The 25,674-nt window shown below is 70.1% G+C and carries 21 protein-coding genes and 1 pseudogene; 13 read left to right on the plus strand and 9 right to left on the minus strand.

What is annotated here, in order from left to right; all coding sequences use genetic code 11:
* Nucleotides 1–25: 25 nt before the first annotated feature.
* From AB0368_RS18135 to AB0368_RS18145, 3 genes are all read right to left on the minus strand, one after another.
* Nucleotides 26–1,561 carry a glycosyltransferase 87 family protein gene (locus tag AB0368_RS18135; protein WP_366155021.1) on the minus strand — a complete coding sequence of 512 codons (1,536 nt, stop codon included), beginning with the start codon at nt 1,559–1,561 and terminating at the stop codon, nt 26–28.
* Between the two features lie 141 nt (nt 1,562–1,702).
* Nucleotides 1,703–4,477: a transglycosylase domain-containing protein gene (locus AB0368_RS18140; RefSeq protein WP_366155022.1), complete on the minus strand. Its 2,775-nt coding sequence runs from the start codon at nt 4,475–4,477 to the stop codon at nt 1,703–1,705.
* 189 nt (nt 4,478–4,666) lie between these two features.
* Nucleotides 4,667–5,140 (minus strand): DUF5318 domain-containing protein, encoded by a 474-nt coding sequence (locus AB0368_RS18145; RefSeq protein ID WP_366155023.1) that lies wholly within the window; start codon nt 5,138–5,140, stop codon nt 4,667–4,669.
* Between the two features lie 211 nt (nt 5,141–5,351).
* Between AB0368_RS18145 and AB0368_RS18150 the strand changes: the two genes are divergently transcribed.
* The 3 genes from AB0368_RS18150 to AB0368_RS18160 all read left to right on the plus strand — a co-directional run bounded on the left by AB0368_RS18150 (nt 5,352) and on the right by AB0368_RS18160 (nt 7,684).
* Nucleotides 5,352–5,960 (plus strand): PadR family transcriptional regulator, encoded by a 609-nt coding sequence (locus tag AB0368_RS18150; RefSeq protein ID WP_366155024.1) that lies wholly within the window; start codon nt 5,352–5,354, stop codon nt 5,958–5,960.
* Nucleotides 5,961–5,980: 20 nt separating this feature from the next.
* Nucleotides 5,981–7,060 (plus strand): inositol-3-phosphate synthase, encoded by a 1,080-nt coding sequence (locus tag AB0368_RS18155; RefSeq protein ID WP_366155224.1) that lies wholly within the window; start codon nt 5,981–5,983, stop codon nt 7,058–7,060.
* Between the two features lie 66 nt (nt 7,061–7,126).
* The gene (locus AB0368_RS18160; RefSeq protein WP_366155025.1) at nt 7,127–7,684 is read left to right on the plus strand and encodes a hypothetical protein; all 558 of its coding nucleotides are present in this window, start codon (nt 7,127–7,129) and stop codon (nt 7,682–7,684) included.
* Between the two features lie 3 nt (nt 7,685–7,687).
* On the opposite strand, the gene AB0368_RS18165 is transcribed toward AB0368_RS18160, so the two are convergent.
* A complete protein-coding gene (locus AB0368_RS18165) occupies nt 7,688–8,146 on the minus strand; it encodes a methylated-DNA--[protein]-cysteine S-methyltransferase (RefSeq protein WP_366155225.1) in 459 nt (152 codons plus the stop codon).
* A 41-nt stretch (nt 8,147–8,187) separates the two neighbouring features.
* Entirely contained in the window at nt 8,188–9,618 is a 1,431-nt protein-coding gene (locus AB0368_RS18170; RefSeq protein WP_366155026.1) for a CCA tRNA nucleotidyltransferase, read from the minus strand.
* A 92-nt stretch (nt 9,619–9,710) separates the two neighbouring features.
* Between AB0368_RS18170 and AB0368_RS18175 the strand changes: the two genes are divergently transcribed.
* The 8 genes from AB0368_RS18175 to AB0368_RS18210 all read left to right on the plus strand — a co-directional run bounded on the left by AB0368_RS18175 (nt 9,711) and on the right by AB0368_RS18210 (nt 19,042).
* The gene (locus tag AB0368_RS18175; protein WP_366155027.1) at nt 9,711–10,610 is read left to right on the plus strand and encodes a hypothetical protein; all 900 of its coding nucleotides are present in this window, start codon (nt 9,711–9,713) and stop codon (nt 10,608–10,610) included.
* 51 nt (nt 10,611–10,661) lie between these two features.
* On the plus strand, nt 10,662–12,497 hold the full coding sequence (gene murJ / locus AB0368_RS18180; RefSeq protein WP_366155028.1) for a murein biosynthesis integral membrane protein MurJ: 1,836 nt from the start codon (nt 10,662–10,664) through the stop codon (nt 12,495–12,497).
* A 178-nt stretch (nt 12,498–12,675) separates the two neighbouring features.
* Nucleotides 12,676–14,235, plus strand: coding sequence for a protein kinase family protein (locus AB0368_RS18185; RefSeq protein ID WP_366155029.1), 1,560 nt, complete (start codon nt 12,676–12,678; stop codon nt 14,233–14,235).
* A 156-nt stretch (nt 14,236–14,391) separates the two neighbouring features.
* Nucleotides 14,392–15,141 carry an RNA polymerase sigma factor SigM gene (gene sigM, locus AB0368_RS18190; protein WP_366155030.1) on the plus strand — a complete coding sequence of 250 codons (750 nt, stop codon included), beginning with the start codon at nt 14,392–14,394 and terminating at the stop codon, nt 15,139–15,141.
* A complete protein-coding gene (locus AB0368_RS18195) occupies nt 15,138–16,268 on the plus strand; it encodes a hypothetical protein (RefSeq protein ID WP_366155031.1) in 1,131 nt (376 codons plus the stop codon). Before sigM ends, AB0368_RS18195 begins: the two co-directional genes overlap by 4 nt.
* Nucleotides 16,269–16,410: 142 nt before the next feature.
* A complete protein-coding gene (trxB, locus tag AB0368_RS18200) occupies nt 16,411–17,370 on the plus strand; it encodes a thioredoxin-disulfide reductase (RefSeq protein ID WP_366155032.1) in 960 nt (319 codons plus the stop codon).
* A gap of 14 nt (nt 17,371–17,384) precedes the next feature.
* The gene (trxA, locus tag AB0368_RS18205) at nt 17,385–17,708 is read left to right on the plus strand and encodes a thioredoxin (protein ID WP_199513240.1); all 324 of its coding nucleotides are present in this window, start codon (nt 17,385–17,387) and stop codon (nt 17,706–17,708) included.
* A 182-nt stretch (nt 17,709–17,890) separates the two neighbouring features.
* Entirely contained in the window at nt 17,891–19,042 is a 1,152-nt protein-coding gene (locus AB0368_RS18210; protein WP_366155033.1) for an N-acetylmuramoyl-L-alanine amidase, read from the plus strand.
* A 25-nt stretch (nt 19,043–19,067) separates the two neighbouring features.
* Here the strand turns inward: AB0368_RS18210 and AB0368_RS18215 are convergent, their stop codons facing one another.
* Nucleotides 19,068–19,724, minus strand: coding sequence for a GNAT family N-acetyltransferase (locus AB0368_RS18215; RefSeq protein WP_366155034.1), 657 nt, complete (start codon nt 19,722–19,724; stop codon nt 19,068–19,070).
* A gap of 83 nt (nt 19,725–19,807) precedes the next feature.
* A complete protein-coding gene (locus tag AB0368_RS18220; protein WP_366155035.1) occupies nt 19,808–20,002 on the minus strand; it encodes a hypothetical protein in 195 nt (64 codons plus the stop codon).
* Between the two features lie 79 nt (nt 20,003–20,081).
* Between AB0368_RS18220 and AB0368_RS18225 the strand changes: the two genes are divergently transcribed.
* Together AB0368_RS18225 and AB0368_RS18230 are read left to right on the plus strand one after the other, a co-directional pair.
* Nucleotides 20,082–21,383, plus strand: a complete 1,302-nt coding sequence (locus AB0368_RS18225) for a PLP-dependent aminotransferase family protein (protein WP_366155036.1) — start codon at nt 20,082–20,084, stop codon at nt 21,381–21,383.
* Nucleotides 21,380–22,348 (plus strand): D-alanine--D-alanine ligase, encoded by a 969-nt coding sequence (locus AB0368_RS18230; protein WP_366155037.1) that lies wholly within the window; start codon nt 21,380–21,382, stop codon nt 22,346–22,348. Before AB0368_RS18225 ends, AB0368_RS18230 begins: the two co-directional genes overlap by 4 nt.
* Nucleotides 22,349–22,683: 335 nt before the next feature.
* Here the strand turns inward: AB0368_RS18230 and AB0368_RS18235 are convergent, their stop codons facing one another.
* A complete protein-coding gene (locus AB0368_RS18235; protein ID WP_366155038.1) occupies nt 22,684–23,181 on the minus strand; it encodes a hypothetical protein in 498 nt (165 codons plus the stop codon).
* Nucleotides 23,182–24,617: 1,436 nt separating this feature from the next.
* Nucleotides 24,618–25,211 (minus strand): annotated as a pseudogene (locus tag AB0368_RS18240) (hypothetical protein); the annotation flags it as partial.
* Nucleotides 25,212–25,674 lie beyond the last annotated feature (463 nt).

The following is a 25,674-nucleotide window of genomic DNA, read 5'->3' on the forward strand; positions in this document are numbered from 1 at the left end:
CCCTGGGCGCGACGCAACGACCGCGTCAGCTTCCGCCGACCGCCGTTACCACCGGTGCAGGCGGGGGCGTGCCATCTACCGCGACCCCGTCCTTCCCCCGCCCGTGCTCCAAGTGGAACACCCGCCGCAGCGCAACAACCCACCCCGCATCCGGCGCATGGTCCAGAACTCCGCCGTCCGGGTCGTCCGCGTACGTGTGGCGCACCGCGTCGAGCTCCGGCCGCCAGACCTCCCGGATCACCAGCCCGCACAGCACCGCCACCGTGACCAGTCGAAGGCCCGCCGCCAGCACGAACGTGCCCTCAGGGATGACCGGTTTCCCGCCCGCGCCCAGGAGCTCGGCGTAGAAGGCCGCGAAGTAGCCGATCTCCGCGACCGTCCAGGCGATGATCGCACCCCAGCGGGGGCGGGCCAGGACGATCAGGGGAAGGAGCCAGAGGACGTATTGCTGGGACCAGACCTTGCTGAAGATGAGGAAGGCCGCCACCACCAGGAAGACCAGCTGGGCAAGGCGGGGGCGGCGGGGGGCGAGCAGGCACAGTACGCCGATCGCGGCGCAGGCGACGATCGTCAGGGCGTACGTGAGGATGTTGAGGGTGGGGACGTGGTCGCTGAGCCATTGGAACGGGCCCTGGTCGCCGGGGGTGCCGCTGTTCCATTTGGTGTCGAGGTAGCGGCCGATGTACCAGAGGGTGCCCCAGTCGATCGGGCGGGTGTCGTTGAGCTCGAAGAAGCGGTTCCAGCTCGCCCGGTAGAGGACCGCGACGGGGATGTTCGTCGCGAGCCAGGCGAAGAGCGCCCCGCCGAGGGCGATCAGGAATGCCACGAGGCGTTTCGAGCGTAGGGCGAGGACGAACAGCGGCCCGAGGATGAACAGTGGCCACAGTTTGGCCGCGCCGCCCAGGCCGATGAGGAGGCCGGCGACCACCGGATTGCGGCGGGCCCAGGCGTAGAGGCCGAGCATCGCCAGTCCGATGGCGAGGAGGTCCCAGTTGACCGTCGCGGTGATCAGCAGGATCGGGGAGAGCGCGAAGATGGCGGCGTCCCAGGGCCGGCGGCGGCGGAGCGCGAGAATGACCGCCGCCGAGGCCACCGCCAGGAGCGACAGGACGAGCGCGTTGGCGTTGTAGAACCACTTGCCCTGGTTGATCTCCGGGTACCGCTTGCCGAGCGCGTGCACCGGCAGGCCGAGGGCGCCCATGAAGTAGCCGGTGACCACGGGGTACTCGACGGGGTGGTCGCGGTAGGGGACCTTGCCGTCGCTCAGCCCCTCCGCGTAGTAGAGCGCCAGCACGTCGGTGTAGCAGAAGCGGGTGTACTGGATGTTCTTCTGCCAGTCGCCGTCCTGGCAGGGCGACTTCTGCACCCAGCTGAACGCGAGCGTGAGGCAGACCAGGGCGAGCACGATGCGCTGCGCCGTCCAGAAGCGGTTGCGGCGGGCCGCCGGCGGCACGGCGTGCTCGCCGACCGGTCCGCCGATCGCCTGCGACAGGCCGCGGACGAACCCGTCGGACTCGGCGGGCAGGTCGGTCCGGTCGGTGTCCGGCGAAGGCACGCTCATGACTCCGCATCATGCCGCATTCAACCGTTCCGTGGTCGTTCAGCACCGGCCGGTCGGGCACGCGGCGCTGACGCACGGGCCGGAAGAGAGGAGAGCCCGTCGCCTGCGGAGGCAACGGGCTCTGTCTCAGATCGTCAGCGGTCAGCCGCCGTCTTCGGCGTTGTCGCCGCCGTCTACCTGGCCACCGCCGGTTCCGGTGTCATTTCCGCCGGGTAGGCCCGGGAAGGTGGTGTTGCCGCCGTCGTTCTGGCCGCCGTTGTCACCGCCGCCGTTGTCTCCGCCATTGTTGCCGCCGCCGTTGTTGCCACCGTTGTTCCCGCCGTTGTTGCCGCCGTTGTTGCCACCGTTGTTCTGGCACAGCTGCGGCAGGAACTGGCAGGTCTGGTTCTGGTCCGGCTGGTCGTTCACCGGCGGCGGGGGCGGGGCCACGCCGTTCGCGTACTGGCTGTTGTCGTCACCCGTGTGTTCGCGCTCGGGGAAGCTTTCCTGCTTCAGGTCCAACGCCTTGGTCACGGAGTTGATGAACTGTTCCCAGATGGCCGCCGGCGTGCCGGAGCCGAACATGTCGCCGCCGTCGTCCTTGAGCTCGACCTTGTTGCCGGCGCCGCCGACCCAGACCGTGGCGGCCAGCTGCGGGATGCCGCCGACGAACCAGGTGTCACCGCTGCCGGTGTGGTTGTCCTTGCCGTCGTCGAACTCCCAGGTGCCGGACTTGGCGATCGCCGGACGGCCGTTGCGCAGGGTGTTGCCGGCGTGGGCCGGGATCTTCGCCATGACGCCCGAGAGGTCGGACATCTGGGCCTTGTCGAAGACCCGCTTCGGGGTGAGCTTCTCCTGCCTCTCGGTCTTCTTCTTGCCGGTGTCCGGGTCCACGGAGGTGACGGTCTTGATGAAGTGCACCTTGTTGCGGACGCCCTGGTTCACGATGGTGGCCACGCCCTCGGCGTGCTCGAGGGGAACGACGTGGTACTGCCCGAAGGCGACCTCGTTGTCGAAGTTCTTCTCCCAGGTCCGCTTGTCGGTGTTGTTCAGATCGATCACCGGACCGTCGTCCGGCCACATGTGCTGGATACCGGCGTCGCGCATGGCCTCGATGACCTTCGACCGGCCGATGCCGTCGGCGATCCAGTAGAACGGGAAGTTGTACGACTTGACGGTGGCCGTCTCGAGGTCACAGTTCCTGGTCTTGCCGCCACAGATCGTGCCCGGATCCGCGCCGGCGTTGTTGATCTTCCTGCCGTTGGCGCGCGTCTTCGTGCTGTCCCAGATCGTGTCGAACGAGATGTTCTCGCGCAGGGCGGCGGCCAGGGTGTAGATCTTGTTGGTCGAGCCGTCCGACTGGCCACGGCCACTGAACCCCGTGCCCTCACCGTTCATGTAGCTGCCGTAGTCCGTGCCGTCAGGATTGTCGCCGCCGTAGTAGCCGAGCACGCGGCCGGTGCTCGGGTCGATGCCGATCACCGCCGCCTGGTAGCTCTTGGGCTTGTCGTGCATCGGCGATTCCTGGCTCTTGCGGGAGCCGGCCTCCTCGGCCGCCTTCTGCACTTCGGGGTCGATCGTCGTCGTGACGGTCAGGCCCCCGCGCTGGAACTCGGCCTCGGAGATGTTCAGGTCGCGGAGCTCGGCGTTGACGTGCCGCATGATCATGCCGACCGGCTTGTCGGCGGCACAGGTCTTGCAGCTGTTCTTGCTGACCGGCTTCACCTTGGGGTACTTGCGCGCCGCGTACACCTCGGGAGTGATCCACTTCTCCTCGAGCATGTTCTTGAGCGTGTACTCCCAGCGATCCTTGGCCGCCACGGGGTTGTAGTTGGGGTCATAGCCCTTGTGCGAGGCGGTGGGTTCCGGCTGCTTGATGATCGAGGCCAGGACCGCCGCCTCGTACGGCGTGATCGCGTTCTTGTCGCCCGCCGGGGTCAGCACCGACTTGCCGAAGTAGCCCTGCGCCGCGGCCTCGATGCCGTACCTGCCCTCACCGAGGTAGATGTAGTTCAGGTACATGCCCATGATCTCGTCCTTTTTGTACCGGGACTCGAGCTTGCGGGCGATGACGGCTTCGCGGAGCTTGCGGTTGTAGCTGATGTCCTTGAGGTCAGCGGCGTGCCGGGCGTACTGCTGGGTGATCGTCGACGCACCTTGGGTGTCGCCGCCGGTGAAGTTGTTCCACGCGGCGCGGACGATGCCCTTCATGTCGATGCCGTTGTGGCGGTAGAAGTTCTTGTCCTCGGCGGCGGCGACGGCGTACTGGACGACCTTGGTGATCTTCGGCTGCGGCACGACCGTACGGTTCTGGTCGCCGAGCTTCGCCAGCACCGTGCCCTTGGCGTCGAGGATGACGTTGGTCTGCGCCTCTTCCTTCTGCGGCGGCAGCTCGACGTCGTCGAAGAAGTAGGTGCCGCCGACCACGCCGACACCGAGCAGGATGACCACGACGGCCGCCGCGGCGGTCAGGATGTTGGTCCGCCGGCGCCGCTTGGCGGCCTTGGTGAGGATCTTCTGGGCGTCGCCACGACGGCCGTCCGGGCCGACCGGGCCCGGTCCGCCGCCGACCGCGGGGGACACCGGCCGGACCGCGGCGCGCGCGACCGAGGCCCGCCCCGGCACGGCGGCGACCGGAGCGGCGGCCGAGGCGCGACCACCCACCCGGGCGGAGCCGACCGAGCCGGTCCCGGCACCCACCGATGCACGGCCGGCGCCCACGGGGGCGCGTCCGCCCACCGAGGCCGAGCCGACGGTCGCGGCGCCACGTGGCGCGGCACCACCGACGGAGGCACGGCCGCCCGCCGGGCGCCGGTACGCGTCCGGCCCGGGGCGTTCGTCGTAGCCGGACGGGTCGTCGTCAGGCGTGGAAGCAGCGGACGGCCCGGGCACTCGGGCCCGGGCGCGTGCAGACTGCGGATCGCCGTACGAGTTCATTCGGTTACACCTGCCGGTCGCGGTGGCGTGCCCGGGGAGCCCTGGAGGGGCTCCGGCCGGCACTGCCACAAGCGGACATTCTGGGCTGCATCCCCGCAGCCGCCGTGTGGGATGTCAAGAATGACCGATCGCGGCGCTGGATGCCCGTATCGGTCGGGGTCGCGTCAACGTTAGCGACGTTGAGGGCGATCACTGTCTGCCCTCCCGGCGATGTGACGACGACGGCCCTGTCTCGCGGTGGCGGCCCGAGGCGGACGAGGCGGCAGCCGCCGCGCCCCTTGGCGATTCGTCGGTGCTCAGCGCGTCCCTGCCGAGCAGGTACTGCTCGATCAGATGGTTCCACGCGCAGGTCTGGCACACCTCGACCACGAAGACTTGGAACTCACGCAGTGTCATCGCCAGGACCGGCAGCTCGGCGAGCTTGCGGGCCTGGCCGGCGGACTGCTTCAGCTCGTCGCCGTAGATGTAGTGCACCAAGGTCAGGTTGTCGCGGCGGCAGACCGGGCAGCGCTCGTCGGTCGGCTCACCATGGAACCGAGCTGCGTTTTTCAGGTACGGCGAGGCGTCACAGACCTCAAGCGTCCCGATCTTGCCGTTGTGCAGGTCACGCAGCAGCGCTCGCTTCTGTAGCGAGTAGTCGACGACCTGCCGCTGCGTGCGCATGGCGAAGAGAGTACGCGGTCGGCACCCGAACGGCGACCGCCATCACGCAGCGTGGCGTGGCGACTGCGAGCCATCACCAGGACACCGAAGCGAAGCGGGGCCAGGCGGGCATCCCGGGCAACCAGCGTCACAACGCCTTGCCATCCGCACACGGCCGCTCTACGGTGACGATGTATCGGCCCGATACATCGTCGCAAAGGAGGTGGCCCCGATGCTGGAACTGGCGATCCTCGGCCTCCTCCAGGAAGCCCCGATGCACGGCTACGAGCTGCGCAAGGAGCTCGCCACCAAGCTGGGGACCATCCGCGCGGCCATCAGCTACGGCACCCTGTATCCGACGCTCAAGCGTCTGCACTGCGCCGGCTGGATCAGCGAACAGGCCACCGAGACGGACATCGTCCCGCCGATGACCAGCAAACGCGGCCGGATTGTCTACAAGATCACTGCTGAGGGCAAGGAGCGGTTCGCCGATCTGCTCGCCCAGGCAGGCCCCGAGACGTACGACGACGCGGGCTTCGGCGTGCACTTCACCTTCTTCTCCCGGACCGACCGCGCGACCCGGCTGCGCATCCTCGAAGGCCGCCGGCGCCGGATCGAGGAGCGCCGGGAGGGCCTGCGGGACGTGCTGTCGCGCGCCGGGGACCGACTCGACGCGTACACGCTCGAACTGCAGCGACACGGACTGGACGCCTGTGAGCGCGAGGTCCGCTGGCTCGAGGAGCTCATCACCAACGAGCGCTCGGGCCGTACCCCCTCGTCCGCCGCCGATCAGGCGGTGGCACCCCCCGAAGAACCGGCTCCGCATCAGGACCGGCCGTGATGAACAAGGAGGCAAACGCGATGGGCTCCGTCCGCGTCGCCATCGTCGGTGTGGGTAACTGCGCCTCATCCCTCGTGCAGGGTGTGGAGTACTACCGCAACGCCGACCCCAACGACCGCGTCCCGGGTCTCATGCACGTGACCTTCGGCGACTACCACGTTTCCGACGTGGAGTTCGTCGCGGCGTTCGATGTGGACGCCAAGAAGGTCGGCATGGACCTGGCCGAGGCGATCGTCGCCAGCGAGAACAACACGATCACGCTCACCGACGTGCCGCCGACCGGCGTGACCGTCCAGCGTGGACCGACGTTCGACGGCCTCGGCACGTATTACCGTGAGATGATCGAGGAGTCCTCGGCCGAGCCGGTCGACGTCGTGCAGGCGTTCAAGGACGCCGAGGTCGACGTCGTGGTGTCCTACCTGCCGGTGGGCTCCGAGGAGGCCGACAAGTTCTACGCGCAGGCCGCGATCGACGCCGGCTGCGCGTTCGTCAACGCGCTGCCCGTCTTCATCGCCTCGGACCCGGTCTGGGCGAAGAAGTTCGAGGACGCGGGCCTGCCGATCGTCGGCGACGACATCAAGAGCCAGGTCGGCGCGACGATCGTGCACCGCGCGCTCGCCAAGCTGTTCGAGGACCGCGGCGTCGAGCTGCTGCGCACGTACCAGCTCAACTTCGGCGGCAACATGGACTTCATGAACATGCTGGAGCGCAACCGCCTGGTCTCCAAGAAGATCTCGAAGACCCAGTCGGTCACCAGCCAGATCCCGCACGAGATGGTCAAGAGCGACGTGCACATCGGCCCGTCGGACCACGTGCCGTGGCTCGACGACCGCAAGTGGGCGTACATCCGGCTCGAGGGCCGCAGCTTCGGCGACACCCCGCTGAACGCGGAGCTGAAGCTCGAGGTCTGGGACTCCCCGAACTCGGCCGGCGTCATCATCGACGCGGTCCGCGCGGCGAAGATCGCCAAGGACCGCGGTGTCGGTGGCCCGATCCTGTCGGCCAGCTCCTACTTCATGAAGAGCCCGCCGGTGCAATACAACGACCACGACGCGCACGCCGCCGTCGAGGCGTTCATCAAGGGTGAGATCGAGCGCTGACAAGCTCTGCGCGAAGGCCGGGCCGCGAGCGGCCCGGCCTTCGGCGTTTGTCGATATCCTGCGGACATGACCCGATTCCCCGCAGCGCTCGTCGCGCTCGGCCTGGCCGCATCGCTCGCGGCCTGTGCCCGGTCCGGCAATCCAGCGGGTACGCCCACAGCCGGCGTAACGCTGCACGCGAGCATCGAGGTGCGCACGCCGGACCCCTCGCGGATAACCGTCGCCCCGGGTACGGAAGTTGCGCACTGCGGCGAGCAGCCGATCAGCCGTTCCGCCGCTCCGAGGCCGGCGGGGACTCTCAGCGACGCCCAGAAGCGCGCAGAGCTGGCCCTGCGAGCCGCCGATCGGCCGACACCACAGCGCGCGCCGGTCCCGGCCAGGGCCCTTCCCGCCGCTGAGGCCTGTGTGCGGTTGCTGCGGCCCCAGCTCGCCCTCCTCGCGGCGAGCGACGACCTCGATCAGCAGCGACTGCGTGACCATCTCGCCCAAGAGGGACTGAAAGCGGTCGTCCGCCCGGATCTCTCCTTCACCGGGATGGTCAGCGCGGCCTGCATCTACGGCGCCCTGCCCGGCACCGGACCGACGTTCGAACTGGGACCCAGGAACGCCGACGGATCCTGCTGACGGTCAACTCCACGCGCGTTCCAGCGCCACCCGCGCCTCCAGCTCGAGCAGGTGCCGTTTGCGGGGCAGGCCGCCGCCGAAGCCGACCATCTTGCCGCCGGCGCCGACCACCCGATGGCACGGCACGATCACCGGCACCGGGTTGTGGTTGCACGCCGTGCCGACCGCCCGGGCCGCCCCCGGGTCGCCGAGGGCCGTCGCGATAGCGCCGTACGTTCGCATCTCGCCGTACGGGATGCCGGCGATCTCGCCCCACACCGCCCGCTCGAACTCCGACCCACCGCGCAGTTCCACCGGCACGACGAAGTCGGTCAGCATGCCGGCGAAGTAGCCGGCGAGCTCGTCGAGCACCGGATGAGCGGCATGTTCACCGCCGGCCCAGCCGGGCGGGGCGCCGAAGCGGACCCCGATCACCGTCCCGGCGTCGAGGGCGATGCCGAGCGGGCCGATGGGGGAGTCCATGAGGAGCCGCACGCGACGATTGTGCCCCCCGGGTACGACAACTACGAGATGTGGCCGTTCTCCCGGGCCCAGCGCAGCAGCTCCGCCTCCGCCTCGTCCCGGTCCAGCGGCCCGCGGTCGAGGCGCAGCTCCTTGAGGTGGCGCCAGGCCTGACCGACGATCGGGCCCGGTGGCACGCCGAGCAGCTCCATGATCGCGTTACCGTCGAGGTCGGGGCGGACCCGGGCCAGGTCCTCCTCTGCCTGGATGCGGGTGATCCGCTCCTCCAGCGCGTCGTAGTCGGCGGCCAGGGCGGCGGCCTTGCGCCGGTTACGCGTCGTGCAGTCGGAACGGGTGAGCTTGTGCAGCCGTGGGAGGAGCTCGCCGGCGTCGGTGACGTAGCGGCGGACGGCCGAGTCGGTCCACTCGCCTCGGCCGTACCCGTAGAAGCGCAGGTGCAGCGCGACCAGCTCGACCACCGCGGACGTGACGTCCTTGGGGTATCGCATCGCCTTCATCCGCTGCTTGGTCAGGCGCGCGCCGACCACCTCGTGGTGGTGGAAGCTGACCCGCCCGTCGCGGCCGACCGCCTTGGTCGCCGGCTTGCCGATGTCGTGCATCAGCGCCGCCATGCGCAGGATGAAATCCGGGCCGGCGTCGCCCTCGAGGCGTACGGCGTTGGAGACCACGATCAGCGTGTGCTCGTAGACGTCCTTGTGCTGCGCGTGCTCGTCGATCTCGAGCTTGAGCCCGGAGATCTCCGGGATGAACCGGTCGGCGAGCCCGGTGTCCACGAGCAGCCGCAGGCCACCCAGGGGGTCCTGCGCACACAGCAACTTGGTGAACTCGTCGCGGATCCGCTCGGCGGTGATCCGGTCGAGGTCAGCGGCCATGGCCCGCATGGCGGCGAGTACGGCCGGGTCCACAGTGAACTTCAGCTTCGCCGCGAACCGGGCCGCGCGCAGCATCCGAAGTGGATCATCGCCGAACGACTCCTCGGGCCGCGACGGCGTCCTGATCAGGCCCGACGCCAGATCCTCGAGTCCGCCGTACGGGTCGGTGAAGACGTGCGCCGGCAGGCTGACCGCCATCGCGTTGATCGTGAAGTCGCGGCGGCGCAGGTCGTCGAGGAGGTTGTCGCCGTACTCCACGACCGGGTTGCGGGTGACCCCGTCGTACGCCTCGGCCCGGAACGTGGTGATCTCCAGCCGCAGGCCGTCCTTCTGGATCCCGATCGTGCCGAACTCGCGGCCGGTCTCCCAGATCGCGTCCGCCCAGCCCTTGACCAGGTCGAGCGTCTGCTCGGGCCGGGCGTCGGTGCAGAAGTCGAGGTCGTCGCCGAGGTTGCCGAGCAGCGCGTCACGCACCGAGCCGCCGACCAGGTGCAGCTCATGGCCGGCGGCGCCGAAGCGGCGCCCCAGCTCGTCGGCGACAGGGGAGACCCGCAGCAACTCCTGGACGGCGTTGCGCTGGGCCGTATTCAACACAGACATGGGACGACCAGCCTATCGAGCCTTCAGTCCGGCTGTGGGCTGTGGGTGGTGGGTGGCGGTGGTCGTGGCGGTCACCGTGCGCAGCGGGCAGGATGGGGGATGTGCCCGTACCCGAGGCGCTGCGCCGCCTCAGCGAGGATCCCGCTTTCTGGTCCCGCCTGCGGGCGGACGGGAGCGCGACCGACGACCCCGAGCCCGCCGAGCTGCGCATCAACCTGCCGGTGACCGGCGGGTACGGCCTGGTGCTCGACCTGGACCTGGCCACCGGGGAGCAGGCGCTGGGCCTGCGCGAGCCGGCGACCAGCGAGCCGGTACAGCTCGGCTGGGCGGCGCCCGGCCGGCCCCATCCGGCGGCGTTGCGCTGGCACGAGCTGGACCTGTGTGCCCGGGTGATCGCCCTCGAGGATCCGACGCTGCCGCACCCCGGGCTGGTGGTGGCGCTGCTCGGCCCGTTCGCGCCGGCCACCGCGGATGACGACGGGAGTGCGGTCGCCGCGGTGCGCGAGGCCGCATATCGGTCGTTGCGCCGCGATGTGCCGGAGCCCCAGCCGGTCACGCCGGAACAGACGCCGCTTCCCCTGTTCGCGGGCGACAACTGGTGGCCGCAGCCGCCGTGGCCGTCGCCGCAGGTCCTCGACGAGGCCGCGATCGCGGCCTACACCGCGCCGGCTCCGGCGCACCTCCAGGTCCGGGGCGGCTCGCGCTTTCCGCATGAAGGGCTTGCTGAGCTGGTACGCCGGGCAGCACGCCGGCTGTCCCGCCTGCCGGAGGAGCAGTGGTACGCGGAGGTCCGCCCGCTCGCCCGCCACATGGCCGACACCGGCGACCTGGGCCCGGTCCGCGCGCTGCTCGGGGTGCTGACCGAGGCCGGCTGCGACCACCCGACCGTGCTCGACGCGCTGAGCGAACCCCTCGTCCCGCTCGAAGCCTGCTGGATGGTCGAGACCCTCGCCGGCGCTACGCCCGGGACCCTGGTCCGGCATCACACCTGAGCAAGGCCTGGCTAGGGTGGCGTCTGTGTCCGTACCCCTGGGGAGGTCTTGGTGAGCGGCGGCCTGTACCGCAGCACGCACGCCGCGCCCGACGGTGAGCCTGAGCCGTCGGACGGCGCCATGCTGATCTCCGTCGACAGCACGGGCACCCTGCCCACGGCGGCCGCCGACCAGGCTCTCCCGCCCGAGGTCATCCCGTCCGAATCCGCCGGCGGTGGCACGGTCTACGGCAGTGCCACCCCCGCGGAGGAGGCACCGGAGCCCGAGCCGAGCGCCGAGAGTGAGGCGCGCAGCACAGCGGGCAACAGCGCCGTCATGGCGGCCGGCAGCCTGGTCAGCCGCCTGATCGGCTTCGTGCGCAACATGCTGATCGGCATGACGCTCGGCGCGGGCGTCGGCGACGCGTACACCAGTGCCCAGTTCCTGCCGAACCAGATCTACGAGCTGCTGCTCGGCGGCATCCTCTCCAGCGTCCTCATCCCGCTGCTCGTCCGGCGCCGCAAGGCGGACCCGGACGGCGGCCAGCTCTTCACGCAACGGCTGCTGACCTTCGCAGTGATCTCGCTGGGCATCGCCACTGTTCTGATCACCGCGCTTGCTGGCGCGATCACTTGGATCCAGTCCGGCAGCGGCACCACCCAGGGCTACCGCGACCTGGTCACGGCGCTGGCGTATCTGATCCTGCCGATCATCTTCTTCACCGGACTGTCCGCGCTCATCGCGGCGGTGCTCAACGTCCGCGGACATTTCGCCGCACCCATGTGGGCGCCGATCCTCAACAACCTCGTCGTCATCGCGACGTGCGGCGTCTTCATCGGGGTTTTCGGTACGGCCGGGCCCAAGCCGGAAAACATGACCACCGGCGAGATCCTCCTCATCGGCGGCGGCACCTTGCTGGGCATGATGGTGCAGGCGCTCGGCCTGCTGCCCGCGCTGCGCAAGGTGGGCTTCTCGTGGAAGTGGCGGTGGGCGCCGCGCGCGCTCGGCCTCGGTGAGATCGGCCGGCTCGCCGGCTGGATGCTCTGCTACGTCGGCGCCAACCAGCTGGCCGTCTTCCTCGTGGTCCGCGTCCTCGGCGGGGTGTCCGACGGCAGCAAGGCCAGCACCCTGGCGTTCAACAACGTCTTCCTGCTCACGATGATGGCGCACGGCATCGTCGGCGTCTCGGTCATGACCGCCCTGCTGCCCAAGATGAGCGCGGCCGCCGCCGAGGGCCGGTACGCCGACGTCAGCGCCGACCTCAGCCGCGGCATCCGGCTCACCACGACCGCCCTGGCACCGATCGCCGTCGCGTACGGGGTGCTCGGCGTGCCGATCGCGGTCACGCTCTTCCAGGGCGGGGCGCTCAACTACGACCAGGCGTTCGCCACCGGACAGGTCCTCGTCGTCGCGGCGTTCGCGGTGATCCCGCTGTCGGTGAGCTACCTCTGTACCTATGCCTTCTACTCGCTGCAGGGCAACAAGACGGTCGCGCTGATCAATCTGCCGGTGGTGGCCGTACGCATCATCGGGTATGTCGTGCTCGCCGAGTTGTTGTCGCAGTCGCTGGCCGCGGCCGGCATGACCGCGGCGAACGCCGTCTCCTATCTCGTTTCGGCACTGATCTCCCTAGCAGTGCTGCGCCGCCGGATCGGCCGGCTGAACCTGGGGTCGGTGGCCACCGCGCTGGTGAAGGTGCTCGCCGCCGCGGCCGTCGCCACCGCCGCCGGACTGCTGGTCGTGCACGTCCTGCCCGGCGGCGACACGCCCGGGCGTCCCACCGCGGCGTTGCAGGTCGTCGTCGGCGGTGGGGCGATCATGCTGGTCTACCTTGTGGCGGCTACCCTGTTCAAGGTCCACGAAGTGAATCAGGTCGTCGGGATGGTGCGCCGCAAACTCGGGCGCTAGCGCTGTGGACAACCTTGTGGATAACCCTCTGAACAGCTTATTTATCGCCGCCGAGCGGCTCGAACAGCCTCGGCGTACGGCCTCGGACGGGTACCGCGCCCGGGGATGACCTGTGGGACCTTGGCCACGGGCGGGTAAGGTCGGGGGCGACACATGCGGACTCACCGAGGGAGGACGGGTGACCCAGGTCGGCGAAGGCCACGAGACCGCGGCCGACGAGGCCGGACCGGTCATGACCTTCGGTGCGCCCACCGTCGGTGAGATCCTGGCCGAGCGTTACCAGCTCGAGGAGCACGTCAACAACGACAGTGCTGGCCGGCAGGTCTGGCGGGGCATCGATGTCATCCTCCGGCGGCCCGTCGCGGTCGTGCTGCGGCACCCCGGCGGCGATTCCGCGACCGAGATGCTCCAGGCGGCGGTCGATGCGAGCCGCGTGATCCACCCCAATCTGGTCGGCGTCTACGACGCGATCGACGAGGGCCAGCGCGCCTACGTCGTCCGCGAGTGGGTCGACGGCGAGGCGCTGCGCGAGATGGTGGCCCAGGAGGGCCCGCTCGACCCGGCCCGCGCCACCGCGATCGCGCACGCCATCGCCGACGCGCTCGCCGCCGTGCACGCCACCGGCATGGTGCACGGCAACGTGCACCCCGGCACCACGCTCATCGGCAACGACGGCCGGGTGGTCCTCGCCGACGCCCGGGCCGACTCGGCGGACAGCGTCGAGTCCGACGTCCGCGCGGTCGGCGGCATCCTCTACTTCGCCCTCACGGGGCACTGGCCGCAGGTCGAGATCGGCCGCACGTCCGCCTTGCCCGACGCCATGCGCGACGGCAACGGCGCCATCTCGGCGCCGCGCCAGATCCGCGCGGGTGTCCCGGCGTACCTCGACGACCTCACGATGGACCTGCTCGACAAGCGGGTGGCGACCCCCGAGGCCGACGCGCTCGCCGCCGAGCTGGCCCGCCTCGACTCCGCCGAGGAGGACTACGAGGACGTCGGCCCGCTGCGCTTCACCCAGGGCACCTCGGCCGAGCCGGTCCGCAGCACGCGCAAGATCGTGCTGGGCATCGCGGCGCTGGTCGTCATCGCGATCGTCGGCCTCGTCTTCGGCATCCGCGCGATCAGCAACTCCGGCAACGAGCAGGGCGGCACCACCGGGGCCAACACCGCCCCGCAGGGCGGCAACCAGGGCAACGGGACGGCTCCCGGCAAGCCGGGATCGGACGCGCAGGGAGCGCCGAAGAAGGTTCCGCTCACGCCCAAGATGGTGCGCATCGTCGACCCGCCGAAGGGCGAGCGGAACGACACCGGCGAGGCCGAGCTCACCGTCGACGACAGCACGGAGACCGGCTGGGAGACGCAGCGCTTCCAGAACCGTTCCAACTTCGGCAACCTGAAGCCCGGCATGGGCGTCCTCATCAACCTCGGCACGCCGCGCCACGTGAGCGAGATCCGGGTCGAGGCGTCGGCGCCGGGCATCGCGATGGACATCCGTTCCGGCGACTCGGACCCGGGTGACACGTCGTCGGGCGACGAGCAGCTCGTCAAGAAGTTCAAGAAGGTCGGCGACGGCGACACCGAGAAGACCAAGGGGACGAACACCATCTTCCCGGTGTTCGACGAGACCCAGACCTACCAGTACCTCATGGTCTTCCTGAGCGACCTGCCGCCCGCGGACGACGGCGCCGGCGGCTACAAGGTCAAGGTGACCAACATCGAGGTGTACGCCACCGACTGAGGCGGCGCCCGCCACGGCTCTCAGCAAGAAGAATCCCCCCACCCGGTCCTCCGGTGGGGGGATTTCTCATGGCCTTCGCATCGGGGCCCAGGTCGCCTCTCTTGCGGCCCCGGGCAGGGCGTGATGCCCGCGGATCGCCTCGGCTACATTGCTGACGTGACTATTGGCCGTACGCGCGGCGATTCGGAGGCGACCGACGTCGAGTTGCTGCACGCCCATGTCACAGGCGATCCCACGGCGTTCGGGGAACTGGTGCGACGGCACCGCGACCGGCTGTGGGCCGTCGCGCTCCGCACGATCGGTGACCGGGAGGAAGCCGCCGACGCCGTGCAGGACGCGCTGCTGTCGGCCCACCGCGGCGCGGCCCGCTTCCGGGGTGACTCGGCGGTCACGACCTGGCTGCACCGGATCGTGGTCAACGCCTGCCTCGACCGGATCCGGCGCCGGCAGGCCCACCCCACCGTGCCCCTCCCGGACGGTACGCACACCGACGACGGCGGGCTCGGCACCCGGCCGGAGCCGGCCGCCCCGGTCCAGGACCACGACACCGCGCTCGTCGTCCGCGCCGCGCTGGCGGCCCTCCCGCCGGAGCAGCGCGCGGCGCTGGTGCTCGTGGACGTTCAGGGCTACCCGGTGATCGAGGCGGCCGAGATCCTCGGGGTTGCGGAGGGCACGATCAAGAGCAGGTGTGCGCGGGGACGGGCCCGGATGGCGCAGTCGCTGGGCCATCTCCGAGCCGGATCGGCACCGGCCGGATCGGGCGGGGGCGCCGCGCGGAGAGACGACGGTCACGGCGGGAACCCCGGAGCCGTGGGGCGCGTCCCATCGGGGCCGGGTGCGACGACCATGCCGCTTCCGGCTTCGGGGCCGCTTCCGGCTTCGGGTGACAGAGGGGACCAGGCGTGACCGGGGCAGAGTTCAGCGAGGTCGACTTCGACCTGCTGGCCGACTACGTCGGCGGCGCGCTGGACGGAACCCCGGACGAGGCGGTGGTGGCCGCCCTGATCGTCGGTCACCCCGGCTGGCGGCGCGCGCACGCGGACCTCGTCGAGGCCACCGGCGCGATGACGGTCGCGTTGCAGGCCTGGGGCGACGAGGCCGAGCCTATGCCGGCCGACGTCCTCGCCCGGCTCGACGCCGCATTCGCGACCGCTGCCGTGGGCGACATGAGCGACGGCGCGGTTACTGCCGTCAGCGACATGAGCGACGGCGTCATTACTGCCGGCGGCGACGGGACCGGCGGGGAGTCGGCGGCCCGTGATGACTCCGGGCTTGTCACCGTGGGTGCTGACGCGGGCCGTGCGGCTTCCGGGCCTGCTCGGGCCGTGACGACGGACGATGGTGTTGCTTCTGGGCGGCATCTGGTCGCCGTACCGAATGATGATGCTCAGCTCACGACGGCCCGGAAGCGGGCCCGCCGGTTGAAGTGGGCCGCGCCGATCGGGATCGCTGCCGGTCTCGTGGCGTTCCTCGGATTCGGGATCCAGCAGTTCGGGGCCGCGGAGTCCCAGGATTCCGCGACCTCGGCCGGGGGCGCCGCGGATCAGTCGGCGCCGGAGGCGGACCACGCGCTCGCTCTGCCGGCCGGTCCCGGACAGGTGCTGACGAGCGGCACCGACTACCACCGGCAGACTCTCGCTCAGGCCGCCGTGCGGGCGATGGCCGCGCCTGACGAGGGTGACCACTCCGGGAGCGCGACGCCCCAGCCCCTGACCGCCCTGCCGGAGACCCGGGAGTCGGGGGCGCAGGGCAAGGCGGCGAACCCGACTGCCGGGGTGATAGCCGATCCGAACGACCCGCTCGGCCGGCTGAAAGCGCAGGAGACGCTGCTGGCCTGCCTCGATGCGATCTCCGGCCTCAACGGCGCCGGTCCGATCACCGCGCAGAGCATCGACTACGCGAGGTACGACGGCGCGCCGGCCCTGATCGTGCAATTCACCGCGGGCAACGGCGGGTGGGTTTGGGCGGCCGGCGCGGACTGTGGCACGCCCGGTTCCGGCGCCGACAAGCTGGGTTCGGCAAAGGTAGGGTGAGCGCACGCCTCCGGCGTCGTGAGGACCCCCACTATGCCGGGGCCCACACGCCTCTGACGCGGGGGAATGTTGCTCTCCTACCATGACGTTCTAGCGTGCGATGTCGCCGGTGCCCCGGCGAACCCAGACTGAGGAGTCGGCAGTGGACGAGGTCCGAAACCTGATCATCATCGGCTCGGGACCGTCCGGTTACACCGCGGCGCTCTATGCGGCCCGCGCCAACCTCCAACCGCTGGTCATCGAGGGCGTGCAGTCCGGCGGCGCGCTGATGACCACCACCGAGGTGGAGAACTTCCCGGGTCACCCCGAGGGCATCATGGGCCCCGAGCTCATGGACAACATGCGCAAGCAGGCCGAGCGGTTCGGCGCCGAGTTCATCACCGACGACGCCACCCGCGTCGAGCTGGGTGACAAGCCCACCGCGGCCGGCACCGAGGGCCTCAAGACGGTCTGGGTCGGCGACAAGCAGTACTTCGCCCGTGCCGTGATCCTCTCCACCGGTTCGGCGTGGCGGCCGCTGGGCGTGCCCGGCGAGCAGGAGCTGCTCGGCCACGGCGTCTCGTCCTGCGCCACCTGTGACGGGTTCTTCTTCCGCGGCCAGCACATCATCGTGGTCGGTGGTGGCGACTCCGCGATGGAGGAGGCCACCTTCCTCACCCGCTTCGCCGAGACCGTGACGATCGTGCACCGCCGCGACTCGTTCCGGGCGAGCAAGGTCATGCAGAAGCGCGCGCTGGACAACCCGAAGATCAAGGTCGAGTGGAACTCGGTGGTCGAGGAGGTCCTCGGCGACGACGGCAAGGTCGTCGGCGCCCGGGTGCGCAACGCGCAGACCGGCGAGACCAAGGTCCTGGACGTCACCGGCGTGTTCGTCGCGATCGGTCACGACCCGCGCAGCGAGCTCTTCAAGGGCCAGATCGAACTCGACGACGAGGGTTACGTGAAGGTCGACCACCCCAGCACCCGGACCAACATCCCCGGCGTGTTCGCCGCCGGCGACCTGGTCGACCACACCTACCGTCAGGCCATCACGGCCTCCGGCACCGGTTGCGCCGCCGCGCTGGACGCCGAGCGCTTCATCGCATCATTCGTAGAGCTGTAAACCAGGAGGTCCTAGTGGGAGCAACCAAGGCCGTCACCGACGCCACTTTTGCGAGTGACGTCCTGCAGTCCGACAAGGTGGTACTTGTCGACTTCTGGGCTGAATGGTGCGCACCGTGCAAGAAGGTCGACCCGCTGCTGGCCGAGATCGCCACCGAGATGGGTGACAAGGTGGAGATCGTCAAGGTCAACATCGACGAGAACCCCGAGACGGCCCGCGCCTACCGGGTGATGTCCGTGCCGACGCTGACCCTCTTCAAGGGCGGCGAGCCGGTCAACTCGGTGGCCGGCGCCAAGCCCAAGGGCGCCCTGGTGAACTTCATCGAGTCCGCCCTCTGAGCAGGCTCTTCGCAACGCCCCGCATCCTCACCGATGCGGGGCGTTGTTCTTCGTGACGCGGGACCCTGTTCCTTCGTGATGCGACGCACGGAGCGCACATCGACGCCGGGCCGGCCGCGACGGCGAGGAGTACGCTCCGGGAGTTGCCCTCTGCACATCCCCTCAGTTCCTAGGAGCCGCGCGTGCGCTCGATCCGACGTGGAGACACCGGACCGGCCGTCGAGGAGATCCGGTCGATCCTGGTGGGCCTCGAGCTCCTGGAAACCGGCGGCAACGAGTTCGACCCCGCCACCGAAACCGCCGTACGAGCCTTCCAGCAGAGCCGAGGGCTCGGCGTCGACGGGCTCGTCGGCCAGGAGACCTGGTCGGCGCTGGACGGAGCCCGCTGGAAGCTGGGTGCGCGGACGCTGTTCCACTCGGTTCCGACGTCACTCGTCGGCGAGGACGTACGCGCCCTGCAGGAGCGGCTGCTCGAGATGGGCTTCGACACCGGACGCGCGGACGCCATCTACGGCCCGCGTACGGCCCGGGCGGTCGCCCAGTTCCAGCGCGAGGTCGGCCTGACCCCCGACGGCTCGTGCGGCCCGCAGACGATGAAGGCGCTGCGCCGGCTCGGCCGCAAGGTCGTCGGCGGCCGCCCCAACTGGCTGCGCGAGGCCGAGGCGTTCCGGCAGTCCGGCTCCAGCCTGGTCGGCAAGACCATCGTCATCGACCCGGGCCACGGCGGCGCGGAAGACCTGGGCGTCGTCGTTCCGGACGGGCAGCTGCGCTGGACCGAGGCGGACCTGGCGTTCGACATCGCCACCCGCCTCGAGGGCCGGCTCGCGGCGGCCGGCATGCGGGTGCACCTCACCCGCGGCCCCGCACCGACCCAGTCCATGACCGGGCAGGAACGCGCGGCCCTCGCCAACAGCCTCGGCGCCGACCTCCTGATCTCCCTGCACCTGGACGGGCAGGAGACGCCGACCGCCGACGGAGTAGCGAGCTACCACTACGGCACCGGCAACGGCGCGACCTCGACGGTGGGGGAGCGGCTGGCCAACCTGGTCCAGCGGGAGGTCGTGGTCCGCACCGGCATGCGCGACTGCCGCATCCACGCGAAGACGTGGGAGCTGCTGCGCCTGACCCGGATGCCGGCGGTCCGGGTGGACCTCGGCTACCTGACCTCGCCGGTGGACCGGGAACGGCTGATCGACCCGCTGTTCCGCGAGCAGATCGTCGAGGCGATCCTCGCGGCGGTGCAGCGGATGTACTTCCCGGTCGAGGCGGACGTGCCGACGGGGTCGATCGACGTGCGGCAGCTGCGGCTGGCGCTGGCGTCGCGCAACACCTGAACGGCGGCCCGCCGGCCGCCGCCTCTCAGCTCTCCGTAGACGTTGTCGCGGTGACCGGGCGGACCGGGCGGAGCAGCGTCTCCGGGCTCATCGAGCCGAGCAGCTTCTCCAGCGCGTACTCGACGTCAGACTTCCACGACAGCGCCGTGCGTAGCTCCAGCCGCAGCCGCGGATAGCGCGGGTGCGGGCGTACGGTCTTGAAGCCCACCGACAGGAAGAAGTCGACGGGCGCGACGCAGCCCTCACCCTCCTCACCGAACTTGGCATCGCCGAAAGCCTCGATGGCCTTGATCCCACGCTTGGTCAGATCGCGGGCGACGCCCTGCACCAGCATGCGCCCCAGCCCACCCCCGGCGAACGCGGTCACCACGTGGGCCGTCATCAACAAAGCCGCGTCGGCGCTCACCGGCGAGGTGGGGAAGGCCATCGACCGCGGCACGTACGCCGGCGGGGCGAACATGACGAACCCGGCCGGCATGCCGTCGACGTACGCGAGCTTGCCACAGGAACCCCACTCGAGCAGCGTCTGGGAAACCCACGCCTCCTTCTCGAGCCCGGGATCACCGGTCGCGCAGGCCCGCTCGGCGGACACCGGGTCCAGCTCCCAGAAGACACAGGCGCGGCACGGCCGGGGCAGGTCTTCGAGAGTGTCGAGGGTCAGGTTGACCAGGCGTCGCGACATGCGGGACCCCTCGAGAAGTCGGTGAGATTCCGGACTTGCGGCACGGTCCTGTTCACGTGCTCGTCCGCGCCCCCGGACGGATCCTACGCCGCATTCGCCTTGAACGGGAGCGGATCGGACTCCAACGGGTGGCGGGCCTGGCTGGCCGGTCCTGGGCCCGGCCCGGCCGTCTCCCGGCCCAGGCCGCCCGTGTCCCGGGGGTTGGCCGGGCCGTCCCGGACCCAGCGGGCCGTCCGGGCCTCGCGGCTCGTCCGGGCCCGGCGGGCGTCCCGCTCCATGAGTAAGGCCGGTGGCCGGATGCGTCCGATGTTTAGCATGGGTGCCGATGTGTCCAGCTCACGGATGAGGTGAAGCCGCATGACCGGCACGACTCAAGACGATTACACCGATCGCTATGCGCGGCGCGTACGGGGGATGACGACCTCCGAGATCCGCGCCCTGTTCGCCGTCGCCAGCCGTCCCGAGGTGGTGTCGCTGGCGGGAGGGTCGCCGTACATCGCCGCACTGCCACTCGATGCGGTCGGCGAGATGATGGGCCGGCTCGCGTCCGAACTCGGCACGACCAGCCTCCAGTACGGCATCGGCCAGGGCACGGTCGAGCTCCGCGAACGCATCTGCGAAGTCATGACCCTCTCCGGCATCGACGCCTCCAACGGCGCGTCCCCCGACGACGTGGTGGTCACAGTCGGCGGCCAGCAGGCGCTCGATCTGGTGGCACGGCTGTTCCTGGACCCGGGCGACGTGGTGCTCGCCGAGGGGCCGACGTACGTCGGCGCACTCGGCGTGTTCCAGGCCGCCCAGGCACAGGTGCGGCACGTCGCCATGGACGCCGACGGCCTGGTCCCGGCGGCCCTCGAGGCAGCGATAGCAGAGGCGGGTGGGAGGGCCAAGTTCCTCTACACGATCCCGACCTACCAGAACCCGGCCGGGGTCACGCTCACCGAGGAACGCCGCGAGGAGATCCTCGACATCTGCGAGCGGCACGGGCTGCTGGTGGTCGAGGACGACCCGTACGGAACGCTCAGCTTCGAGGGTGAGGCGCCGCGTCCGCTGCGCGCCCGCCGTCGCCACGGCGTCCTCTACATCAGCACGTTCTCCAAGACCTTCGCGCCGGGCCTGCGGGTGGGCTGGATCCTGGCGCCCCATGCCGTACGGGAAAAGCTGGTCATGGCCAGCGAGGCGAACATCCTGTGCCCGAGCGCCTTCGCCCAGGGCGCAGTGACCCAGTACCTGTCGACCATGCCGTGGCGCGAACAGATCAAGTCCTACCGCGAGATCTACCGCGAACGTCGCGACGCCCTGCTCGACGCCCTCGAGGACCTGATGCCGGCAGGCACCACCTGGACCCGCCCGGCCGGCGGCCTCTTCGTCTGGGCCACCCTCCCCGAAGGCCTCGACTCCAAGGCGATGATGCCCCGCGCCATCGCCGCCCGGGTCGCCTATGTGCCGGGCACGGGCTTCTACGCGGACGGCACCGGCGCCGGCAACATCCGCCTCAACTTCTCATTCCCGCCGCCCGCCCGGATCCGCGAAGGCGTCCGCCGGCTCGCGGGCGTGATGGAACAGGAGCTCGCCATGCGCGAAGTCTTCGGACCGACAACCCCCCACCGCCGTCGTGGCCCGGCCGCCGCGGACGCTCCCGGCCCCGACTTGGCATGATCACTTCCATGGGTACGTCCACAGAACCGCACGTCCTCGTCCTCGCCGGCGGCCTGTCCTACGAACGCGACGTGTCCCTGCGCTCGGGCCGCCGAGTCCTGGACGCCCTCCGATCCGCAGGCCTGTCGGCGGAGATGCGCGACGCGGACGTGTCGCTCCTGCCGACGCTGCAGGAGGACCCGCCGGACGCGGTGGTCATCGCCCTCCACGGTGCGACCGGTGAGGACGGATCACTCCGCGGAGTCCTGGACCTGTGCGGAGTGCCGTACGTCGGCTGCACCGCGGCGGCCTCCCGCCTCGCCTGGGACAAGCCGTCGGCGAAGTCGATGCTTCGCGAAAAGGGGATCCGTACCCCTGACTGGGTGGCCCTGCCGCACGACCGCTTCTCGGAGCTGGGCGCTGTCGCAGTCCTCGACCGGATCGCCGAGCGGCTCGGCCTGCCGCTGATGGTGAAGCCGGCCCAGGGCGGATCGGGCCTGGGAGCATCGGTGGTCCGCGAGGCAGCCGCGCTTCCGGCAGCGATGGTGAGCTGCTTCGCGTACGACTCGACAGCGCTCGTCGAGAGGTACGTCGCTGGGATGGACGTGGCGGTGTCGGTGATCGACCTGGGGGAGGGGCCGGTTCCGCTTCCGGCCGTAGAAATCGTGCCCCGGAACGGGGTGTACGACTACGCGGCCAGGTACACGGCAGGCCTGACAACCTGGCACACCCCGGCGCGATTGTCGCCGGCAGTGTCAGAGTCGGTGGCTGCTACGGCAGTGGCGGCGCATGAAGCTTTGGGGCTGCGCGATCTTTCTCGGGTGGATCTCATTGTGGATGCGGAGGGAGTGCCGCACGTGCTGGAGGTCAATGTATCGCCGGGGATGACGGAGACTTCGCTGTTGCCTCTGGCGGCTCAGGCCGGGGGGTTGGATTTCGGGAAGATGATGGAGAGGTTGGTCGGGCGGGCTGTTACCCGAGGGTGAGCTCTGCTCGGCGGTGCCGTTCGTCTTAGAGATAGTTGAGGCCGCCGTCCCGCGTTGGGCGGCGGCCTCTCATGTCGCGGCAGTTCCTGACGTCTCCGGACTGCCCGAGCACCTCGGTCTCAGCCGGCTCCAAGTCCCGGGGGCCTCAGTCCGCTCGTCTGATCCGCCCCGGTCCCGGTCCCGACCGCCCCTGTCCCGACCATCTCGGCCCCGACCGCCTCGGTCCCGACCGCCTCGGTCCCAACCGCCTCACCTCCGACCGCCTCGGTCCCAACCGCCTCGGCTCCGACCGGCTCAGTCCCAACCGCCTCGGTCCTGCCGCCTGATCGGCCGGTTCATGGGCTCCGTGTCCTCCCGCCTCCCGCCCTCCCGTGTCCCGCCCTCTTGCTTCCGCCCTCCTCCGTCCCGCCCTCCCGCGTCGGGTCCTCCCGCGTCGGGTCCTCCCGCGTCGGGTCCTCCCGCGTCGGGTCCTCCCGCGTCGGGTCCTCTCCTTCGTACGCAGAGCCCTCGTTGTCGGCGAGCGATCCACCGCCGTCGGCCAATCCCTTGCGAGCGCTGCCGTCGCTCGTGGAGTTACTGCGAGCGGGCGTGTCATCAGTCGAGTCATCCCGAGCGCTGGTAGTCCCGGCGGAGTCATCGCCAGCATCGGTGTCGGTGGGGGACTCGCCAGCATCGGTGTCGGTGAGGGACTCGCCAGCGGCGCTGGCATCGCCGACGGATCCATCGCCAGCACTCGTGTCGGGGGCGATTTCATCGTCAGCACTCGTGTCGCCGCTGGACTCGCCGCGTTCGCTGGAGGGCACACTGGCGTGACTGTCGAGGTGGTCGTCCAAGCGACCGACGCCCTCGTCGGCGCCGCGGAATTGACTACTCGGGCCGCAGATACGGCGGACGCCGCCACATCGCTAGGGGCCGTCGCCAGCCTCCTCGCGTAGGCCGACAAGTCCCGCGTCTCACCGTCGTCGAAGGTCCGCACCTGCTTCTCGTGGAACCCCGCGACCTCACCGCCGCCGAACGAACGACGGCCTGCGTTGGCTACGGCCGTGCTGCTTGCCTCCTCGCCCACGAGGGACACCTTCACCCCGTCGTCATTTTCGGCGTGGCCGGCCGCGCCTACCTCGCCAGCACCGCTGCCATTGACGGCCTCGTGGGCTCCGGCGGAACTTTCTTCCGCGTCTGCCTCCTCGGCGCCGCGGGCACCCTCATCGCCCCCCGAGTCTTCAACGGCGGGGACGCCCTCACCATCGACCGCCTCCTCGGCAGCAGATGCGTCTTAGCTACCGACTGCCTTCTCGATGACGGGTGCCTCTTGGCTACCGACTGCGTCCTCGACGGCGAGTGCCTCCTGGCTACCGAACGCCTCTTCGGTGGAGGGCGCCTCCTCGCCGCCTTCGACCGTCGCCTCGGCAGCGGATGGGTTCCCGCCTTCGCCCAACTCGTCGCCGTCGACCGGCTCGACGTCCGCGGCGGCATCGTCGGCTCCGGATACCCCTTCAAGTGCGCCCCCACCGTCGCGGCTTGGCTCTGCCGCCCGTGCGCCGCCCGTGCGTTGGCCACGGTGTACTGACTCGGCTTGGTCGTCCTCGCTACCGCGCGCAGCAGGAGTCTCGTCCGCCTCCTTGCCGCCGTGCACTGTCCCAGGTTCGTCGCTCTCGCCGTCGCGCGTAGCCGCATCTTCACCCGCGCGCTCGCCACCGTGCGCTGTTCCGGCTTCGTCGCCCTTCCCGCCGTGCCCTGCCTCCGCTTGACCCGCACCCTCCCGGCTGGAAAAGACCTCCGCCTTGCCGGCACTGAGACCGTCGGCCGAGAAATCAGCGTCGCCGGTGCGGTCCCGGCGGCCGGCTGGCTCGGCTCCGCTAGCACCGTCAGGGCCGGCGGTCGCCCTGACATCCGCGGCGCCACCACCCTCAAGCGCCAGCTCGGCCTGGCCGGGGCGGTTCCCGGCTGACCGATCCTCAACTGACCGATCCTCAACTGACCGATCCTCAACTGACAGGTCATCGGCTGACCGGCTCCCGGCTGACCGGTCCCGGACCGACCCGTCGCCGGCCTCGCTCGGACGCGCGCCGTCGGCAACATCCTCAGCGTCGTTGATAGGCGCGCCTCCGGGGGTCAACTCCTCACGGAGGCTCTCCGGACCACCGCCTTCGACGGCGTCGCCATCCGCGATGGTCTTGCCGGACGCGGTGGTTCCGATGCGGTCGGCGAGGTCCGCCGTTGGCTCAGCGTCCTTATCCGGCGCGGTAGCGGCAGCAGTCGCCTGGTCGCTGAAGGTGGACGGAGCCTCCCAATGGATGTGCGGCGGTTCGGCGATGGCACGCCCACCGAACTCGGCCAGCCAAGCGGCGACGAGCGCGAGATTCCCGCGCCACTGCTCCTCGGGAATCACCGGCAGGATGTCGTCCCACAGCGAGAGGAAGGTGCCACGCAGCTGGAGCCGGCCGTACGGGCGCGCCAAGAACCACATGTGGAGGTGGGCCGAGCCGTCACCCCACCGATTCACGTGAACCCGAGCGACGCCGTCGAGCGAGCGGACCGCGCGCTCGAGGCGAACGGTCATGACGCCGAGCTCCGCCGCCAGGAGGTTCGGGAGGTCGCCCAGATCGAGGTGCGACCGGCACTCGAGAATGAGCACCATCGGCAGCCCGGTTGGTCGGTCCATCGCCCGGACCCGCCACCGCTCGCTGACCCAGATGTACGCGTCGTCAGGCGTGTTGCAGGCAACGCAGTCGGCCGCGTCCTCACCGCTCCGAGGAGGCTCGACTTCAACCGGGGGAGCGAGGCGCTTGACTCGCAGGTCGCCCTCGAACGGGAAGGAAGGCCACCGCGTGAAGTCGGGAAGCGAAGGGGTGTTCTCGGGCACGACGCTGACCCTAGTGCAGGCGGCACGGCACTGTCCCGGGTCAATTTCTGACCGAACCCGACAGGCGATACTCCACCGTTCAGACATCGCTGACGCGTAGAAGTCGATCATCGCGACCAACCCTCACACGCACCGCAAAGTTATCCACAGAAGTTATCCACAGGCCGTCCCGTTTCACGTGAAACACCATGTCGTAGCCTTGCGCGCCCTGTGGATACCGCCGTGGACAACCGCCACGACATCGGCATCGTTTCACGTGAAACTCCACACATGGCGCCGTCAACAGGCGTTGCGCACAGCGTGTGGATAGTGCCGCACGCCGATCTCCGATGCTTCGTGAAGCCGCGTGGGGAGCCCACTCCGTTGCCGACGTCGAACGGCGCTGTGTTCGGTGCCGGAGGGGGCAGCCGGGTGTTCCTCAACCCGACCGACGGCGGTAGTCGTTTCACGTGAAACCAGGCAC

The sequence above is a fragment of the Actinoplanes sp. NPDC051475 genome (assembly GCF_040689425.1).
GTDB lineage: Bacteria > Actinomycetota > Actinomycetes > Mycobacteriales > Micromonosporaceae > Actinoplanes.